17 protein-coding genes, 1 other RNA gene and 2 other annotated features are annotated in these 19265 nt (G+C 41.1%); of the genes, 3 read left to right on the forward strand and 15 right to left on the reverse strand.

Translation table 11 applies throughout. The annotated features are described in order from the left end of the window. Positions 1-25: 25 nt before the first annotated feature. The 11 genes from CZ382_RS08385 to cymR all read right to left on the reverse strand — a co-directional run bounded on the left by CZ382_RS08385 (position 26) and on the right by cymR (position 11335). A complete protein-coding gene (locus tag CZ382_RS08385) occupies positions 26-313 on the reverse strand; it encodes a DUF1292 domain-containing protein (protein WP_088050727.1) in 288 nt (95 codons plus the stop codon). 11 nt (positions 314-324) lie between these two features. After that, a complete protein-coding gene (gene ruvX, locus CZ382_RS08390; RefSeq protein ID WP_088050728.1) occupies positions 325-741 on the reverse strand; it encodes a Holliday junction resolvase RuvX in 417 nt (138 codons plus the stop codon). Further along, positions 742-1011: an IreB family regulatory phosphoprotein gene (locus tag CZ382_RS08395; protein ID WP_088050729.1), complete on the reverse strand. Its 270-nt coding sequence runs from the start codon at positions 1009-1011 to the stop codon at positions 742-744. Positions 1012-1108: 97 nt separating this feature from the next. Continuing rightward, complete coding sequence (alaS, locus tag CZ382_RS08400) at positions 1109-3748, reverse strand: alanine--tRNA ligase (RefSeq protein ID WP_088050730.1); 2640 nt, start codon at positions 3746-3748, stop codon at positions 1109-1111. A 56-nt stretch (positions 3749-3804) separates the two neighbouring features. Next, positions 3805-4025 (reverse strand) — a binding site (T-box leader). 46 nt (positions 4026-4071) lie between these two features. Next, positions 4072-5139, reverse strand: coding sequence for an AI-2E family transporter (locus CZ382_RS08405; protein ID WP_088050731.1), 1068 nt, complete (start codon positions 5137-5139; stop codon positions 4072-4074). A 42-nt stretch (positions 5140-5181) separates the two neighbouring features. Next, positions 5182-5376, reverse strand: a complete 195-nt coding sequence (locus CZ382_RS08410) for a hypothetical protein (RefSeq protein ID WP_088050732.1) — start codon at positions 5374-5376, stop codon at positions 5182-5184. A gap of 76 nt (positions 5377-5452) precedes the next feature. Next, positions 5453-7783, reverse strand: coding sequence for an SF1B family DNA helicase RecD2 (gene recD2, locus CZ382_RS08415; protein WP_230855984.1), 2331 nt, complete (start codon positions 7781-7783; stop codon positions 5453-5455). Between the two features lie 18 nt (positions 7784-7801). Further along, positions 7802-8470 carry a tetratricopeptide repeat protein gene (locus CZ382_RS08420; RefSeq protein WP_088050733.1) on the reverse strand — a complete coding sequence of 223 codons (669 nt, stop codon included), beginning with the start codon at positions 8468-8470 and terminating at the stop codon, positions 7802-7804. Positions 8471-8511: 41 nt separating this feature from the next. Then, on the reverse strand, positions 8512-9624 hold the full coding sequence (gene mnmA, locus CZ382_RS08425) for a tRNA 2-thiouridine(34) synthase MnmA (protein ID WP_088050734.1): 1113 nt from the start codon (positions 9622-9624) through the stop codon (positions 8512-8514). A gap of 111 nt (positions 9625-9735) precedes the next feature. Further along, the gene (locus CZ382_RS08430; protein WP_088050735.1) at positions 9736-10878 is read right to left on the reverse strand and encodes a cysteine desulfurase family protein; all 1143 of its coding nucleotides are present in this window, start codon (positions 10876-10878) and stop codon (positions 9736-9738) included. A 37-nt stretch (positions 10879-10915) separates the two neighbouring features. Beyond that, positions 10916-11335, reverse strand: coding sequence for a cysteine metabolism transcriptional regulator CymR (gene cymR, locus CZ382_RS08435; RefSeq protein WP_088050736.1), 420 nt, complete (start codon positions 11333-11335; stop codon positions 10916-10918). Between the two features lie 426 nt (positions 11336-11761). On the opposite strand from cymR, the gene CZ382_RS08440 reads away from it, so the two are divergent. Together CZ382_RS08440 and CZ382_RS08445 are read left to right on the forward strand one after the other, a co-directional pair. Continuing rightward, a complete protein-coding gene (locus CZ382_RS08440; RefSeq protein ID WP_088050737.1) occupies positions 11762-13036 on the forward strand; it encodes a replication-associated recombination protein A in 1275 nt (424 codons plus the stop codon). Positions 13037-13142: 106 nt separating this feature from the next. Continuing rightward, entirely contained in the window at positions 13143-13814 is a 672-nt protein-coding gene (locus CZ382_RS08445) for an RsfA family transcriptional regulator (protein WP_088050738.1), read from the forward strand. 311 nt (positions 13815-14125) lie between these two features. Here the strand turns inward: CZ382_RS08445 and ssrS are convergent. From ssrS to CZ382_RS23945, 4 genes are all read right to left on the reverse strand, one after another. Next, positions 14126-14315: non-coding RNA, 6S RNA (gene ssrS, locus CZ382_RS08450), on the reverse strand. Positions 14316-14447: 132 nt separating this feature from the next. Beyond that, positions 14448-16232: an aspartate--tRNA ligase gene (gene aspS, locus CZ382_RS08455; protein WP_088050739.1), complete on the reverse strand. Its 1785-nt coding sequence runs from the start codon at positions 16230-16232 to the stop codon at positions 14448-14450. Beyond that, positions 16232-17515 carry a histidine--tRNA ligase gene (gene hisS, locus CZ382_RS08460; RefSeq protein ID WP_088050740.1) on the reverse strand — a complete coding sequence of 428 codons (1284 nt, stop codon included), beginning with the start codon at positions 17513-17515 and terminating at the stop codon, positions 16232-16234. Before hisS ends, aspS begins: the two co-directional genes overlap by 1 nt. A gap of 52 nt (positions 17516-17567) precedes the next feature. Next, positions 17568-17872 (reverse strand) — a binding site (T-box leader). Positions 17873-17927: 55 nt separating this feature from the next. Next, positions 17928-18101, reverse strand: coding sequence for a sigma factor-like helix-turn-helix DNA-binding protein (locus CZ382_RS23945; protein WP_188724567.1), 174 nt, complete (start codon positions 18099-18101; stop codon positions 17928-17930). Positions 18102-18192: 91 nt separating this feature from the next. Here CZ382_RS23945 and CZ382_RS08465 point away from each other — a divergent pair, with 91 nt between their 5' ends. Then, entirely contained in the window at positions 18193-19239 is a 1047-nt protein-coding gene (locus tag CZ382_RS08465) for an N-acetylmuramoyl-L-alanine amidase (RefSeq protein ID WP_088050741.1), read from the forward strand. The last annotated feature ends 26 nt before the right edge of the window (positions 19240-19265 follow it).

Below are 19265 nucleotides of genomic sequence, written 5' to 3' on the forward strand. Positions count from 1 at the left end.
TCTAAAACATCAGCTCTTGTAATTACTATTGATCATCCTCTTCGTCCGCCAATGTATTCAGCATTTCCTCGACCATATCCCATTCTTCATCAGAATCGATAGGAAAAAGTGACAGGTCATTTTCGTCAGTATCCTTTTCTTCGTAGCGAAATGCATATACTTCCACTTCATCATCATCTTTTTGTTCAACGGGTACAACAGCAATATAGGATTGATTCGTTTGATCAACGTCAAAAGTGAACAATACTTCAAATAAGTGTTCTTCCCCGTTTTCATCAGGAATAATAATTCGTTCCTTTTCTTCCAGCGCCATGTCTTCCCTCCTTATTTACTTTGATCAAGATACCCTTGTAAAATCATTACTGCAGCCATTTTATCGATTACTTTCTTACGTTTTTTCCGGCTTACATCTGCTTCCAGCAGCACACGCTCAGCAGCAATCGTTGTTAATCGTTCGTCCCAAAGCACAGCAGGTATTTGGTGAACCTTCTCAACATGCTTTGCATACAGTTCAGATGCTTTTCCGCGTTCACCAATTGTACCATTCATATTTTTCGGCAATCCGATAACTGCCTTATTAACCTCATGTTCACGGATGATAGCGCCCAGTTCCTCGTCTGCTGAATCAATGTCCTCTTCATTCCATCTAATCGTAGTCAATCCCTGTGCTGTCCAGCCGAAAGCATCGCTAACAGCAACACCAATTGTTTTGGAGCCGACATCCAAGCCGATCATTTTCATCTATTCAGCCTCTTGATGCTGTTCCAAATAAAATTTAACCAATTCTTCAATTACTTCATCGCGCTCGACTTTTCGGATCAAATTTCGCGCATCGTTATACCTTGGTATATACGCAGGGTCACCGGACAATAAATAACCAACAATTTGATTAATCGGATTATACCCTTTTTCTTTCAGTGCTCCATGAACCGTCAGCAAAATCTCTTTAATATCCTGATCAAATGGTTCTTCCGAAAAATTAAACTTCATCGTTTTATCAATAGAGCTCATAGTGACACCTCGTTCCATGTTTTACCTTAATCATTATTCTAACATGTTTGCGGTTAATAATATATCTTTTTTAACAGATTGAAGACGGGATGTTTACCTATTGTACATTTTCGCTAATATATCGTGCTGCAGTTTGTAATGCATCAGCGATTTTTTGCGGATCTTTTCCGCCAGCCTGGGCCATGTCGGGGCGTCCGCCACCACCACCGCCGCAAGCCTTTGCTGCCTGTTTAATCAAGTTTCCTGCATGTAACCCGCTTTCGATTAAATCTTTGGAAACACCTGCTGCCAATTGTACCTTTTGTTTATTTTCAGCTGCAAGTAAAATAACTCCTGAGCCAAGCTTTTGCTTCAAATCGTCAACCATATTGCGCAGCTGATTCATGTCCTTCACACTGACCTTTTGTGCTAGTAGCGAAATTCCTTCCACTTCTTCTACCTTATCCAGTATTGACGAAGCTTCCATGTTTGATAATTTCGAGCTTAATGATTCATTTTCTTTTTGTATTGCTTTTATATCCTTATACAATCCGTCGATCCGTTCAGGAATCTTTTCATCCGTCGTTTTTAACAGCTGTGCAGCATGATCCAGCAGTGTTAGCTTTTGTTTTGTAAAGTAATAGGCATACTTGCTTGTTACCGCCTCGATTCGCCGTGTCCCTGCACCTATTCCTGTTTCGGAAATAATTTTAAACATCCCGATTTCTGCCGTATTGCGAACATGACAGCCACCACAAAGTTCGATGCTATAGTCACCCGCCTGGACGACGCGGACGATATCACCGTATTTTTCACCGAATAATGCCATTGCTCCCATTTCTTTTGCTTCAGAAATTTTCATAATATCGACGACGACCTGTAGCTCTTCCCATACCTTCTCATTGACGATTTGCTCAATCTTCTGCAGTTCATCCTCACTGATTGCGCCAAAATGGGAAAAATCAAATCTTAGCCGCTCCGGTGTTACAAGTGATCCAGCTTGATTCACATGACCACCAAGTACATCTTTCAAGGCTTGGTGCAGCAAATGTGTCGCGGTATGATTTTTGACAATCATGTTGCGGAACTCGGTATCGACTACAGCCTTTACCTTATCCCCTGTGCAGAATTCTCCATCCTTTATCGTAACGCGATGAAGGTGCTGTCCTTTTGGTGCTTTTTGTACATTCTCAACAAAGGCCGTGCCGTGATCCGAATAAATCCAACCCTTATCAGCTATCTGTCCGCCACTTTCCGCATAAAAAGGGGTTTCTCTTAAAAACAGCATGATTTTCTCGCCGGATTTTGCGGTATCAATCAATGCATTTCCATTTATCATCGTTTCGATCGTCGTTTCTGTTGCTAATCGATCATATCCGACAAATTCACTTTCCACATCTATTTTACTTAACATCTCATCCTGCACTTGCATCGAATCTGCCTTTTGCCTGGCGTTTCGTGCCCGTTCCCGTTGTCCGTCCATTTCCTCCTGAAAACCGGCTTCATCAATCGTGAATCCTTCTTCTTCCACGTACTCTTCGGTTAGTTCCTTAGGAAAGCCGTACGTGTCATACAATCGGAACACTTCTTTACCTGGAAATACGGTACTGCCATTTTCCTTTTCTTTTTGGATAATGGCAGTCAAGATTTCCAAGCCATCGTGCAATGTTTCGTGAAAACGTTCTTCCTCCGTTTTAATGACTGTCTCAATATAGTCCTTTTGTTGTAAAACCTCCGGATAGAAGTCCTTCATAATTTTTCCGACCGTCGCTACTAGCTTGTACATAAATGGTTTATCAATGCCAATTTGTTTGGCAAACCGGACTGCTCTTCTTAACAATCGACGTAAAACATATCCTCTTCCTTCATTGGATGGCAAAGCATTATCCCCGATTGCAAAAGCAACTGTCCGAATGTGATCGGCAATAACTTTATAAGCCGTATCACTTGCTTCGGCTTTGCCATATGGAATGTTGGCCAGCTCTTCAATCTTGTTTATAATCGGCATAAACAAATCCGTTTCAAAGTTTGTTGGTGCGTCCTGGATAACGGAAACCATCCGCTCCAGACCCATTCCAGTATCGATATTCTTTTTAGGAAGCGGTGTGTACGTATCATCAGGATTATGATTAAACTGGGAAAATACCAAGTTCCAAACCTCCAAATAACGGTCATTTTCCCCGCCTGGATATAATTCAGGATCGCTTGGATCGTTCCCGTACTTTTCTCCGCGATCATAGAAAATCTCGGTATTCGGTCCACTCGGTCCTTCGCCGATGTCCCAAAAATTTTCCTCAAGACGGATGATGCGTTCTTTCGGAAGTTTAATGTCATGAAGCCAAATATCGTAAGCTTCATCATCTTCCGGATGGACGGTTACCGATAGTAATTCCGGGTCAAACCCAATCCATTTTTCAGCGGTTAAAAATTCCCATGCCCACTCGATTGCTTCTTTTTTAAAGTAATCCCCAATGGAGAAATTGCCAAGCATTTCAAAAAACGTATGATGTCTTGCGGTAAACCCTACGTTTTCAATATCATTTGTCCGGATTGCTTTTTGTGCATTGACAATTCTTGGATTATCCGGGATAACACTTCCATCAAAATATTTTTTTAATGTTGCGACTCCACTATTGATCCAAAGTAATGTTGGATCATTTTTTGGAACTAATGAAGCACTTGGTTCAATACGATGCCCTTTTTCTTTAAAGAAATCCAGGAAAAGCTTACGTACCTGCTCTGATTTTAATTGTTTCATCTTACTTTCCTCCGTATCCAACTTTTTATTAAAACAAAAAATCCCATCTCTGCAGATGCAGGGACGAGATGCTCGCGGTACCACCCTAATTATAAACGATTATAATACACGAATTTATTCGCTTATCACTTTTCACGATAACGGCGTGGGTACCGGCGGGGGTTACCCGCACTCCAGTTTAGCTTCCATGAGCCTCTTCCAAGGATTCCTCGCAGCTAATGGAATCCATCTCTTGTAGATTCGGGTTTCATGTACTTGGAACTTTCAGCGTGTTCATTATTATACAAGTAGTCACCATATAATATAAAAATTCCAGGCAAATGTCAACGATGTGCTTTTACCCTGATAATATAGGTTACAATAACCTTTAAAATCGTTAGACTCGGTACAGCTACTATCATACCGATTACCCCACCCAATTCGCCGCCTAAAAGCAGGGCAAAAATAATCGCGATTGGATGGATAGCAATACTTTTTCCAACAATGTAAGGCGATAATAAATTGCTTTCAATCAGCTGGATCACAAATATAGCCAGTAATACAAAAATAATTAATTTTGCAGACATCGTAAAGGTGATGGCAACTGCTGGTATCGCCCCTATGATTGGTCCAAAATATGGAATAATATTCGTTAATCCCATAATAATGGCAAGTAATAAGGCGTATTTAATGTGTAAAAGCTGAAAAATGACAAACGTCGCCAGACTTACAAATAAGCAAACAATCAATTGTCCGCGGATGTAGTTTCCCAGACTTTTATCAATCGCATGGCATACAACACTTGTATCTTTATGATATTTTACTGGTACCCATCTTTTCACATAGGCTTTTATTTTCGTGAAATCCTTTAAAAAGTAAAACACTAAAACAGGGATCACCGTAAGAAATATGATCATATCAAAGATCTTTGTGAACCCGGCAACCAGTCTCCCAAGCAAATTCTCCATTGATGCTTCGATACCGGCGATTAACTGATCCATCTTATCGTGTACCACTTCAGGCAAAAAAGATGTATATTCGTATAACCGGTAAATTAAATCCTGATACATATTTGTTAATTCTGGCAGCTGTTCGGTCAAATCATTAAGCTGATGAATGACTGCAGGGTATACCCGATAAATCAAATAGCCTGCGCCGCCAAAAAATAATAGATAAATCAATAAAATGGCAATACCCTTTGGGACACGATAAGTGTGTATTTTTTTAACAACAGGATATAAAAGATAGGCGATGAAACAGGAAATGATAAAAGGAGCAAGAAGATGCCAAAGAAAAGAGAAAACGGCTCCATAGATCGGAAACAGTTTAACAAGCAAATAGATGAATAAAAATACAAAGATACCGGTGATGATCCAATAAAGAAAAGGCAGTGGAGATTTTTCCTTAAACATCGTTTGTGCTCCTTCGCATGAAAATGGATTTGTAACGAAGCACTACCACTGTATTCTTCTTTCATCATCGGTAAATAAATCATTCAAGGAACTCAATGAACCATCCGCTTCAATCTGGTGTACTGCCAATTCATTGTTGTCCGAGATCGATAGTTCTATAAAACAATTCCAGCAATAATACTGCTGTGAACCAATTTTCCCAATATCTTTTCCTCTACAATTCGGGCATTGTAACATAGCTAATGCACCTCTCTGGCAAAAATAACATTATTACGTTAGAATGACCCCGAATAATCAAAAATATACATAAATACTACATGAAATCGTATGGTGTGATTTCTTTCGCCTCATCCTCCGCTATTTGCTTGTCCGAAAGGTTTGCTAGCCTTTCCTGCATTTGTTCCTTTAGTGACGTATACCTGATATTTGTATCCAATGTACGGATCCCGCGGAGAAAAGCGTTGACTTCGCCACAGATAATGAGGGATTGCTTACTTCGTGTTATTGCGGTATACAGCAGATTTTTCCGCAACATGCGATGATATCCAGACACAACAGGTAAAATAACGACAGGAAATTCACTCCCCTGTGACTTATGAATCGAAATACAATAGGCTAGCATAATATTCACGCAATCTTTTCGTTCATAGACAACCTCTCTTCCATCATAGGAAACAACTAACTGTTCCACATGTTCCGTATTTTCGTCTTCCTCAAATATGGCTACAACTTCACCGATATCGCCGTTAAACACATGATCCTCCGGCTGATTCACCAGTTGAATGACTTTATCGCCGGTCCGAAACAAACCATCCTGAACCTTTATTTCCCGTTTCTGCTTTGTTTTTGGATTGATCAATTGCTGCAAATGCTTGTTAATTATCGTTATTCCTGCCTGTGAACGATACATTGGTGCAAGTACTTGCATATTTTTCAAATCGATTCCTTTGTCCCTTGCTTTTTTGTAAATCTTCTCCACACAATCAATCATTTGCTGTTCATTACAAGGGATAAAACTGAAATCTTTATCCTTTTCCAGTGATGCTTTCGTACATGTGTCACGTTTAATTTGATGAGCAAGCTGAATAATCTTGGAGCCTTCTTTTTGGCGATATACTTCGTTTAAGCTAACAAAAGGGATTAGTGTACTTCCCAGTAAATCACTTAGCACCTGGCCTGGCCCTACCGACGGAAGCTGATCCTCATCCCCAACCAGCAATACTTGCATATCGTCCGGAATCGCCTTAAACAGACTATTGGCAAGCCAGATGTCCACCATGGAAAACTCATCAATAATAATAAATTTGCCCGTTAATGGGTCGTGCTGACCTTTTTCAAATCCATTGTTGCCATCCCATCCTAATAATCGATGAATCGTTACCGCTGGCAGGCCGGTTGACTCGTTCAAACGTTTTGCTGCCCTCCCGGTTGGTGCGGTTAAAACAAATGGAAAATCCGCTTTTTTATCATAATCTTTCGGATGAAGTGAAACATCATAAATGGCTGCGTATGCTTTCAAAATACCTTTAATAACTGTTGTCTTCCCTGTACCAGGCCCCCCGGTGACAATCGTTATTTTTGCATCAAGTGACTGGTTAATGGCATTAAATTGCTCTTTACCATAGCTCAATACTTCCTCTTCTTCAATCTCCCCAATAATTTTCATTAACTCTGCCAGCGTTGTTTTATGCTCGATTGGTTTTTCCATCAGCCGTTTCAACTGGGAAACAAATCCATCCTCTGCATAATATAGTGATGGCAAGTAAACATTTCCATTATACAAAATGAGTTTCTTTTCCTTGTTCAGCCCTTCTAGTCGGTTTATAATATCAGCCTCTGATAAAGGGGTGCTGGCATGATGCAGCAACTGAATAACCTGTCGTACACAAGTAGTCAGCGGCAAATAAACATGACCATCCTGTACGCTTTTTTGCAGGACATAAATACACCCGGCACCGATCCGATTCGGATGGGTTAAAGACAACCCATTTTGCCGGGCGATTTCATCGGCTTTTTGAAAACCAAACCCTTCCACATCAAAAACATATTGATAAGGATCTTTCTGAAGCTGTGTGACAGCATTTTCTTGATATACCTGATAAATGTTCTGGGCCATTTTCAACCCAATACCGTATTTTGCCAAATGGACGACGACATGTTCAAACCCCTCATTTTCCTGCAAGCTTTTTACAAGTGCTTCCCGATTTTCCTTTTTTAGTCCGGGAATGGACTCTAGCACAGATGGCTTGTTTAAAATGGAAGATATCGCATTTTCGCCTAAGTGATGAATGATCTTTTTTGCGGTCTTTTTACCAATTCCATGAAACAAATTACTGGACAAATAGGTGATCAAACCGTCCTTCGTATTGGGAAGAATCGTTTGATAGGAGGTAACTCGATATTGTAAACCAAATTTGGCATGCCGTTCAAATTGACCATAAAAACAATAGTCTTTCCCGGTCATTAGATTGGAAAAATATCCTTTAGCAACGACATCCTTTTCGCGAAAATCTTCATTTGTATCCCGAACTTTTATTTTTGCAATCGAAAAATGCTCTGCTTCATTATGAAAAATGGTATATAAAAGTTCACCCGTTATATACCCTTGGTCACCGTTTTGATCAGGTTTCATTTCGTTTGCCATCACAACTACCTCACTATCTTACGTTTCGTTATGATTGATGAGCTCCTCTGCTTTTTTCTTGCCGTTTGCCGCCAATACATGTTCCGGCTGTATCTGTAATGCATCATCAAAATGAGTTAAAGCCTTTTCCGGTTTATCATAGTATAAATCGATCACACCTAAATTGTAATGGGCATCACTATGTTTCGCGTTAAGCTTTAATACATTTTTAAAAATGGCTTCCGCTTCCGTAATATGATTGCTTTGTGCCAGGGACAGTCCGTATTGAAACAGCAGCTCGTCATCCCCCTGATCTAGCTCTGTCGCCCTGAGCAGATAGGGCAATGCCAGCTTGAATTGTTCCTGTTTTTGCAATGTTAACCCAAGCATATAGTATACATCTGCTTCTTCCAATCCTAATTCAATCGCTTTTTGAAAGTTTTCCTGTGCTTTTCCGTACACAGATTGTTCGAAATATAAATTCCCCAGCCCATAATATGCTGTCGCAGCATATTCATCCAACGCAATTGCTTTTTCAAAAAATACCTTCGCCCGGGCTAGTTCATTGATATGCAGCAGTACATTTCCGAAATTAATATAGCCGACCGGATCCCGAGGGTTTTCTTCAATCAGTTTATTGAAAAGCTTCGCAGACTCCTCGTATTTTCCTTCTTTCATGTATGCGATTGCTTGCTGATTTTTATCCATTTCCAAACACCCTTTTGCAAAATTCGGCTCTGATCTGCCATTTAGCCGACGTAATCAAGATATTGGTCGTCTTTTATAATTTCATCAATCGTACCACCGCCAAGGCAAACATCTCCTTGATAAAAAACGACCGATTGTCCAGGAGTTATCGCACGTTCCTCTTCAGCAAATTCAACCCGGACTTTGCCATTTCCGATCGATCTAACCGTTACACCACTGTCTTTTTGGCGATAACGGAACTTTGCTGTACAGGTTAATGGCTCCGATAAATCAACCTTGCTTATCCAATTAACTCCTGAAGCGATCAGACCGTCTGAGTACAGTGCATCATGCGCAAAGCCTTGCTCAACATAGAGCACATTGTCTTCAAGATTCTTTCCAACAACAAACCATGGATCACCGGAACCGCCTATTCCAAGGCCTTGCCGCTGTCCGATTGTATAATACATCAACCCATCATGTTTCCCTTTGACAACACCGGATAACGTCCGCATCTCCCCGGGCTGCGCAGGCAAATATTCACTCAAAAATTCCTTGAAATTACGTTCGCCGATAAAGCATATACCCGTACTATCTTTTTTCGTTGCCGTTGCTAAGTCATGTTGTTTGGCAATTTCCCGGACTTTCGCTTTTGGCAAGTCCCCAAGCGGGAACATAACTTTAGCCAATACGTCTTCTGTTAATTGATTAAGAAAATACGTTTGATCTTTATTGTCATCAACACCACGCAGCATTTCATAGTGGCCATTCCGATATTGGACCCGTGCATAATGCCCTGTTGCCAAATAATCAGCACCGAGTGACATCGCGTGGTCAAGAAATGCTTTGAATTTTATTTCTTTGTTACACATCACATCAGGGTTTGGTGTTCTCCCAGCTTTATATTCGTCAAGGAAATACGTGAACACTTTATCCCAATATTGTTTTTCAAAGTTAACCGCATAATAAGGTATGCCAATTTGATTGCACACCCGGACAACATCATCAAAATCCTCTGTTGCCGTACATACACCAAATTCATCTGTGTCGTCCCAGTTTTTCATAAAAATACCGACAACATCATAGCCTTGCTCTTTTAAAAGCAGCGCAGCAACAGATGAATCAACGCCTCCACTCATCCCGACAACTACTCGGGTATCCTCTTTTCTTTTCATGCTGTTCACCACCTTTTTATCAGTAAAGAAAGTATAAATTTTGTGCTATTTAGAGCCCTTGGCAGAAAGAGCCACGTCCGGCTCCAGTGCCTACCGGCTAGTGGACTTTGTTCAAGTCGTTAACCGTTTAACAATTGCTGCAACACGCTGGGCTGCTTCCGATACATTTTCCGTTGTATTGAACGCTCCAAAACTGAATCGGATCGAATTTTTCGTACGCTCATTTTCACTCCCGAACATCGCAGAAAGCACATGGGATGGCTCAATCGACCCGGCGGTACATGCGCTGCCACTTGATGCTGCGATTCCAGCCAGATCAAAATTGGTTAGTAGTGCTTCAACATTCGTGCCGGGAAAACTAATATTTACAATCGATGCAATCGCCGATTCCTGGTCACCATTCAATTGAAAAGAAATTCCCTCATCAAGAAGTGTATCAAGAAACAACTGTTTAAAATGCTGATACTGTTGAAGACGGTTTTCCCGGTTTTCCATTGCCAGTTTTACCGCAGCCTGAAATCCAACCGCACTGATAACATTTTCTGTTCCTGCCCGCCGTTTCCTTTCCTGTTCACCGCCAAATTGCAGCCGGTTCAGGTTAACGCCATTTCGTACATATAAAAAACCGATTCCTTTTGGACCATTAATCTTATGGGCGGAAACGGACAGCAAATCAACACCAAGCTCTTTTACCGACAGTTCCAATAATCCAAAAGCTTGTACTGCATCGGTATGAAAATAGGCTTGATGTCCATCAAGCAGCTTGCCAACTTCTTCTATCGGCTGAATGATCCCTGTTTCATTGTTAACCGTCATCATTGTCACCAGAATCGTATCATCCGTCAGCGCATTTTTAAAATCGTTTATGGCAATTTTTCCATCCTGATAGACTGGTAAATACGTTACACGAAACCCCTTACCCTCTAAATATTCTGCTGTATGCAATGTGGCATGGTGTTCCTGGGCAGTTGTAATGATATGATTTCCTTTATCCTGATTAGCCATCGCTGTTCCAATGATAGCCAGGTTATCCGCTTCTGTCCCGCCACTTGTTAAAACAATTTCTTTTTCATTTGCACCGATACTTTTTGCTAAAACATGTCTTGCTTCATCCAGATAGTGCCTTGCTTTGCGGCCAAATGAATGGACACTGGACGGGTTGCCAAACACTTCCTCATAAATTGGATACATTGCTTCCATAACGCTTTTTGCAACCGGGGTTGTGGCAGCATGGTCCAAATAAATGTGTTCCATTTTTACCTTTCCTTCCTGTGCGCAATGGGTTAGTTGTTTAAATATAAAACATATAGGACTCCTGCTGCTGATCATTATCATGGTTTTTTAAGTCGTCTAATGTTGTTGTGTCCAATACGTCCTTGACAGCGTCTCTGACCCTTAGCCATAATGCCTGTTTCGCAGGTTCCTCATCCTCAATACCTTCAACAAGAGTAATCGGTCCCTCTAAGACACGAATAACATCACCAGCAGTAATTTCTTTCGGCAGTCTAGCTAAAATATAACCACCGTATGCTCCCCGGACGCTTTTTACTAACCCGGCGTTGCGAAGTGGTGATGCCAGCTGTTCCAAGTAATGTTCTGACAGGTTTTTTTCACGAGCAATTTGCTTCAATGATATTGGCCCTTCCCCGAAATTTTTAGCGAGCTCAATCATAATTGTTAAGCCATAGCGGCCTTTTGTAGAAATTTTCATTTTGGACACCTCAAATCAATTCATCTAAAAAATAGTATGCTCAAAAGACGGCCAAATTAGAAACAAGCAAGCGCAGAGCTTGAGTTTATTATTTGCTGACCTTTGAACTTCCTCAAATAATTTTAACTAGTACGTATTCAAAAAGTTGCCGAATAGGGGCTTGGAAGTCGCGGCTTTGTAGCTCCTGCCGCCGGACTTGCACAGGACGTACTGACTCCTGTTGGCAATTGACGTGGTGGGCGGTTTTAGCAGAAGATCACCTGCTGCCAGCGACTTGGTTCGCCGCTTATCGTTTGGTGACTTTTTGAACATCCTCTATTAGTTACCACATGCTATTATAGCATGAATAAGCTGATCCTTGCATTTTAGCAACTTCATGATTAGTCTTATAGTACAAACCATTATTATATATAAAGGGAGATTAAAATGAAACAGAAACCACTTGCATACCGAATGCGCCCTACACATATTCAGGACATCATTGGGCAGGAGCATCTCGTTGGAGAGGGTAAAATTTTACGCCGGATGGTAGATGCCGAGCAGCTTGCTTCAATGATCCTGTTCGGTCCCCCAGGCACAGGGAAAACATCATTGGCTGTAGCAATAGCCAAAACTCTAGGCATCCCCGTCAAAATGCTTAATGCAGTGGTAGATAAAAAGAAAGATATGGAAATCGTTGTAGAAGAGGCAAAAATGACGGGACAAATTGTCCTGATTCTTGACGAGGTTCATCGATTAGATAAAGCGAAACAGGATTTTTTATTGCCTCATGTGGAAAGCAATCTGCTAACCTTAATTGGCTGTACAACAAGTAATCCATACCACTCTATTAATCCAGCGATCCGCAGCAGATGTCACCTTTTTGAATTGCATGGTTTGACAGCAAAAAACATCAAGACGGCCTTAACCCGGGCTGCTGCCGATAAAATAAATGGGTTGGGTGAACAAGACATTGAGATAACTGATGAGGCATTAGAACATTTCGCTTTTTCGGCTAATGGGGATATGCGTTCCGCGTTAAACGGGTTAGAATTAGCCGTATCATCAACCCCGAAAAATAACGAAAACAAAATTATCATCACACTTGCGATTGCCGAAGAATGCATGCAAAAGAAAAGCTTCTCCCACGATAAGGATGGAGATGCGCATTATGATGTCCTGTCTGCCTTTCAAAAATCCATCAGAGGAAGTGACGTCGATGCGGCCCTGCATTATTTAGGCCGATTAATTGAAGCAGGCGATCTGGATAGTATAGCACGAAGAATGATTGTCTGTGCCTATGAGGATATTGGCCTTGCCAATCCACAGGCAGGACCCAGAGCGGTTGCGGCGGTGGAGGCTGCGGAACGGGTAGGTTTTCCGGAAGCACGTATTCCGCTTTCGGTTGCAATTGTGGAGCTCGCTTTATCGCCGAAATCAAACACTGCTTATCAAGCAATGGACGCAGCTTTAGCAGATATTCGCAGTGGAAAAGGCGGCGAAATACCAATACATTTAAAGGATTCCCATTACCAGGGTGCCAAAAAACTCGGCCGGGGTGTAGCATACAAATACCCGCACAACTATGATAACGGCTGGGTCAACCAGCAGTACTTGCCTGATTCTATAAAAAACAAACACTATTACCAGCCGAAAAGTTCGGGTAAATTTGAACAATCGTTAAAGCAAGTATATGAAAAAATCCGGAATGAACGCAATTAAACGAATCAGACAGGTATAATTCCTTTTTCGAGCGGTCACAATAGGTACTAGATAATGAATCTATGGAATAATGTAAACCGCGTTATCGAAAAAGGAGATGAACAATTTGGTTAAAGTTAGACAGGATGCATGGTCCCATGAAGATGATCTACTATTGGCAGAAACAGTATTACGTCATATCCGCGAAGGTAGTACCCAACTGAACGCATTTGAAGAAGTTGGTGATAAATTAAATCGTACGTCAGCTGCATGCGGGTTTCGCTGGAACGCTGAGGTAAGAAGAAAATATGACCATGCAATCGATCTTGCAAAAAGACAACGGAAAGAAAAGAAACGGGCTATGGCCAAAAACCCGCAACAACAGAGGAAGACTGTGGTATCTTTGCCACAGAACTACGAGGAAACGCAAACGATTATAGAAACTGTTCCAGCAGAAGCACATGCTGATGAACCATCCCTTACAATGGATATGGTTATCCGCTATTTAAAGGAAGTTAAAAAAGACTATTATGCTTCCAATCAATCAAAACAAAGCTTGGAAGAAACACAAAAAGAGAATACGATACTTAGGGATCAGGTTAGTGAACTGGAAAAAAAATTAGCTAAAACCGAGGAACAACTGGCTAGCATTCAGGAGGATTATCAAGTATTTATGCAAATAATGGATCGTGCCAGAAAAATGACCGTGTTTGAAGATCAAGGCAACATGAAGCCACCAGCATTCCGAATGGATAAGAACGGAAACCTCCAGCAAATCGCCCAGAGTTCGAATCAATAAGCAAAAGCGGAAGCGCCCGAGTAGCAGCGTATGGAATGCGCCCTGCCAAGCAGGGTGGTTCGGTGTTGCTGCGCAAAGCAGCGGTCTTAACCGAACATTCCTACCGTAGGAGATAAAGGAAACACGGTGAGCTGGAAGCGAACCGATGTAGACTTATCGTACGAAGGCGGGTGTTGGCCACTAGCCGTTGGGCGCTGGAGCTGGACGTGGCTTTTCTTGTCTTACCAGTCGTATATTTATAAATAAAATATTATACTAAAATAAAAAAACTCTTCCATTATGGAAGAGTTTTTTTATTTTGCTATGTATCATACAATCCCAATTGTGCCGTTTAATTTCCAGTTTTGATCCCGCTCCTGGCAGGTGGGTGCCCTGTTCTAAACTTTGTACGTCCCCGGTAAAAGTAAGTAGAGGCATGCACGCAACATAGAAACATTTCAAGCTCCCAAGTATATAATGTTCGGTCAAAACGAATATACTAAACGTACACATCAGGATTGTTAACAGAATAGTTAAGCAAAAGTGATTCATATTCTCTAATCGTTTTTTTACTGTAAAATAATCGTATCACAGGCAGTTAATTTTTTCAATATTTAACAATGTGAAAAATACGTTACATCTGTTACAGATTTACTACAATTCACGTTTTTCTTCATATTTTTCCTGGAGCTGAATAGCTAGCTCATCCAATTGATTTAAGCTCACTTCACTTGGTGCATCGGTTAACAGGTCAGACGCAGAGGCGGTTTTCGGGAACAAAATGGTATCGCGTAAATTGGAACGGCCAGCTAACAGCATAATAATCCGATCCAGCCCAAATGCGATTCCTCCATGCGGTGGCGCACCATATTCCAAAGCATCAAGCAGAAAGCCAAATTGTTCTTCGGCATTTTCTTTTGTAAATCCTAATACTTCAAACATTTTATCCTGCTGATCTCGCTTATAATTACGCAACGATCCACCCCCAAGTTCATAACCATTTAATACAAGGTCATAGGCAATTGCATGCACACTGGCAGGATCAGTAGACAACTTATCCAAGTCCTCCTCTCGTGGCATTGTAAATGGATGATGAGCAGCAACATATCTGTCCTCATCCTCGTCATATTCCAATAACGGCCAATCGGTAACCCAAAGAAAATGAAATTGTGATTCGTCAATCAAGTTTAATTCCTTACCAAGCTTTAATCTTAACGCACCAAGACTATCGTAAACAACCGAAGTCTGATCTGCACAAAACAGTAATAAATCCCCATCAGCAGCGTCTGTACGCCGAATAAGCCCAGCCTTTTCATCATCTGTCAAAAATTTGGCGATTGGTCCCTTTAATTCTCCATTTTCCAGTTTCAGCCATGCCAAACCTTTCGCACCATATACTTTGACAAAATCAGTCAGCTTATCAATATCTTTTCTGGAAAAACTTGCTGCCTGATGTTTTACATTTAACAGGCAAACCGTACCACCGTTTGCTATTGCTCCCTGAAACACTTTGAAGGAAGAATTTTCAACAATATCCGATACATGAACCAGTTCCATTGCAAATCGCGTATCTGGTTTATCTGAACCATACCGTTTCATTGCTTCATCGTACGTAAGTCGTGGTAATGGCAAGGAAATATCAATACCCTTGACTTCCTTCATCACCTGCTTCATCATATTTTCCGTCATTTCCATAATTTCATTACTTGTCATAAATGATGTTTCTATATCAATTTGCGTGAATTCCGGCTGCCGGTCTGCACGCAAGTCCTCATCACGAAAACAGCGGGCAATTTGGTAATACTTTTCAAAGCCTGACATCATAATCAGCTGTTTGAACAGCTGCGGCGACTGTGGCAGCGCGTAAAATTCACCTGGATGTACTCGGCTGGGAACAAGATAGTCACGTGCACCCTCTGGTGTACTTTTTGTCAAAATAGGTGTTTCCATTTCCAAAAAACCCTCATCATTCAAGAAATTCCTTATTGCCTGTACAGTTTGATGGCGAAGCTTAAACGTTTCCTGCAATGTCCTGCGACGGAGATCCAAATACCGGTATTTTAACCGCAAATCCTCACTGACATCTGTCACATCCTGAATCATAAACGGCGGATTTTTCGCCTTATTCAAAATAATAAGTTCCTCAGCCAAAACCTCGATATGGCCTGTTGACATTGCTTCGTTAACTGTTGCATCATCACGGCGGACAACCTTACCCTTTATTTTTACAACATATTCACTTCGGACGCTCTCTGCAATGGCCAGTGCCTCAGCCGAAATAGCCGGGTTAAATACAACCTGAACAACACCTGATCGATCCCGTAAATCGATAAAAATTAACCCGCCTAAATCACGACGTTTTTGCACCCATCCATTCAGTAAAACGTCTTGATTAATATGTTCTTCTGTTAGTGTTCCAGCATGTGTTCGTTTGTCCATCAAGCATTTCCTCCCTGAAGCAATTCTTTCATTTGTTCGACCAATCGGGAAAGCGGTGTTTCATGTTGGTCACCAGTTTCCATTGATTTAATCGTCGCGACTTGTTTTGCCAATTCTTCTTCACCTAAAATGATAACAAATTTGGCATGCAATCGGTCAGCAGATTTAAATTGGGCTTTCATTTTCCTGCCCTGATAATCTTTATCCACCTGGATCCCATGCTTCCTTAAATCATGAACGAGACGAACAGCTTGTTTATCTGCCTCTTCGCCAACTGAAACGAAATAACATTCCAAATTGTTATCCACAGGAATTTCGATGTTTTCCGCTTCCAATGCCAATAGTAATCGTTCTATCCCCATTCCAAAGCCAATTCCAGGGGTATCCGGGCCGCCTAATTCTTCTGTAAGACCGTTATACCGTCCACCACCAGTCAATGTCGTTATGGCACCAAAGCCCTCAGCATCACTCATAATTTCAAATGAAGTATGGTTGTAATAATCCAAACCACGGACAAGATTTTTATCAACAGTAAATGGAATGTCCATCAGCGTTAAATATTCCTTCACCTGTTCAAAGTATTGTGCTGACGCCTCGTTCAAATAATCCAGTATCGATGGAGCTGTTTGCATTGCAGGGTGATCACGATCCTTTTTGCAATCAAGAATGCGTAACGGATTTTGCGTAAGCCGTGTTTGACAGTCGGTACATAATTTGTCTTTATGTGGTGAAAAATGCTCTACCAACGCCTGTCGATAGCTTTTCCTGCTTTCCTTATCCCCTAAACTGTTGATAACAAGTTTCAAGGATTTCAGTCCAAGCTCCTGATAAACAGTCATGGCTAGTGCAATAGCTTCAGCATCCACAGCGGGATCAGCACTTCCCAATACCTCGACGCCAAACTGATTTAGTTGACGCATCCGGCCCTGCTGCGGCCGTTCATAACGAAACATTTGCATGAAATAAAATAATTTAACCGGCTGGATTGGAGAACCGTACAGCTTATTTTCCACAAAAGCGCGTACAACTGCAGCAGTTCCTTCCGGGCGCAGCGTAATGCTTCTTCCACCCCGGTCCTGAAACGTATACATTTCTTTTTGTACGATATCGGTCGAATCCCCCACACCACGTTGAAACACTTCGGTATGTTCAAACAATGGTGTACGGATTTCTTCATAATGAAATCGATCGCAAATGTTTTTGATGACACTTTCAATATATTGCCATTTTTTCACTTCTCCCGGTAAAACATCATTTGTCCCCCGTGGCGCCTTCATATTCATTGTCAACCCTCCATACCTTTTTCAATATAAAAAACTCCCGTCCCTTCTGTAAAAAAGGGACGAGAGTTAACCCGCGTTGCCACCCTGATTGATGTATAAAGAATACATCCACTCTTTCACAGTTAACGCCTGCAAAACGTCAAGACCTACTTTTAGCAGAAATTTGCATCGGATGCCGGATAACAGAAATCGGCAAACTCCAACGACTTCTTACCTCTGACATCTAACTTCTGTTATGTTCAGTCTCAACCCTCAGGAATGTCTTTCATTAGGTCACAATGTGAAAATGTTCTCAGCCGATGACATTTTCTCTCTTTCCACCTGAGTTCTAACTACTTTTTCCCTCAACGGTTTTACGTATAATTACGAAATTATTGAATGATTATAATCATAATCGGTCTAAAATGGAAAGTCAAGTGCGAGTAATCTTTTTCTTCAACTTTTTCACTTCACCTAACGAAATTCCAAATTCCTGCGCTATTTCCATGTGGGTTGCTTCGTTTTCCAGTTCGATAAAACGGTGAAGATTGACACCAAAGATATCTTTATTTTGCGCCGTATTCCAATGCTTTTCCGAAAATCGCATTTGATCATTCCTCCCATAAGCCTAGTTTTGCCTTATTGGGAAAATTTTATTAAACTAAATAAAACGTATCTAATAAGGAGGGACAATATAGTTGCATATTCTAAAAATGATTCTGCTTAGCTGTAGCATATTGCTTACTCTATTAACAACTGTCCATGCTGACGAAGCGATCATCGATGGAAACCAGCTAAACGTACGAACTGGTCCCGGAACAGATTACCAAAAAGTCGGTTCTGTCAACACGGGTGAAGCATATCCGGTTATCCAACAACAAGGTGAGTGGGTAGAAATACAGTTAACTGACGGAACAGGCTGGATCACGACTGAATTTGTTACACTTAAACAGGATAAGAAAACAAATACGAATGATTCAAGTAAAGAAACGGTAAAAACCATCACCATTTCATACGACAATACGCAAATCCGCAATGGGCCTTCGACTGATTACGAAATCGTTCATTTTGCTAAAAAAGGTACAGTATTTAAAGTGGTCTCAGAAAACACCGAATGGTATGAAATCTCGGGTAAAGATATCAAAGGATTTGTTTTTAAACAACTAATCGATAGACATAATTCCGGGATAAATGACAATCTGAACAACAAAACAATTGTCATCGATGCTGGGCATGGTGGAAAAGATACAGGAGCAATCGGCGCTACAGGGATATATGAAAAAAATCTTACCTATAAAACGGCATTGGAATTACAGCAGGAGCTTTCGACACTTGGAGCAAATGTTATATTAACCAGGGAAAAAGATGACTATATTTCCTTAGCCAGCCGGACAAGCCTAGCCAACATTGCCAATACAGATGCTTTTGTCAGCATCCATTATAATAGTGTGCCGGAATTACCTGATGTTACCGGGATTGGAACCTATTATTATGATGATCGAAATAAAAGCTTAGCGAACTACATTCAAAAAGAGGTGATCAAAGAAACACAAGCCAACGATAGGGGTGCAGCGTTTGAGGATTTTCAAGTAATCAGACAAAATTTTAAGCCGGCAGTACTGGTAGAATTAGGGTTCATTTCAAATCATGAAAAAGAACAACTGCTCCGGACTGATTGGTACCAAAAACAGCTTGTTAATGGCATTGTTGCGGGATTAACGAAATATTTTTCGCATGAACAATAATAAGAGTAAAAGGGGAAGAAACCAGG

This window comes from Virgibacillus dakarensis (genome assembly GCF_900155625.1).
Taxonomy (GTDB): Bacteria; Bacillota; Bacilli; order Bacillales; family Amphibacillaceae; genus Lentibacillus_C; species Lentibacillus_C populi.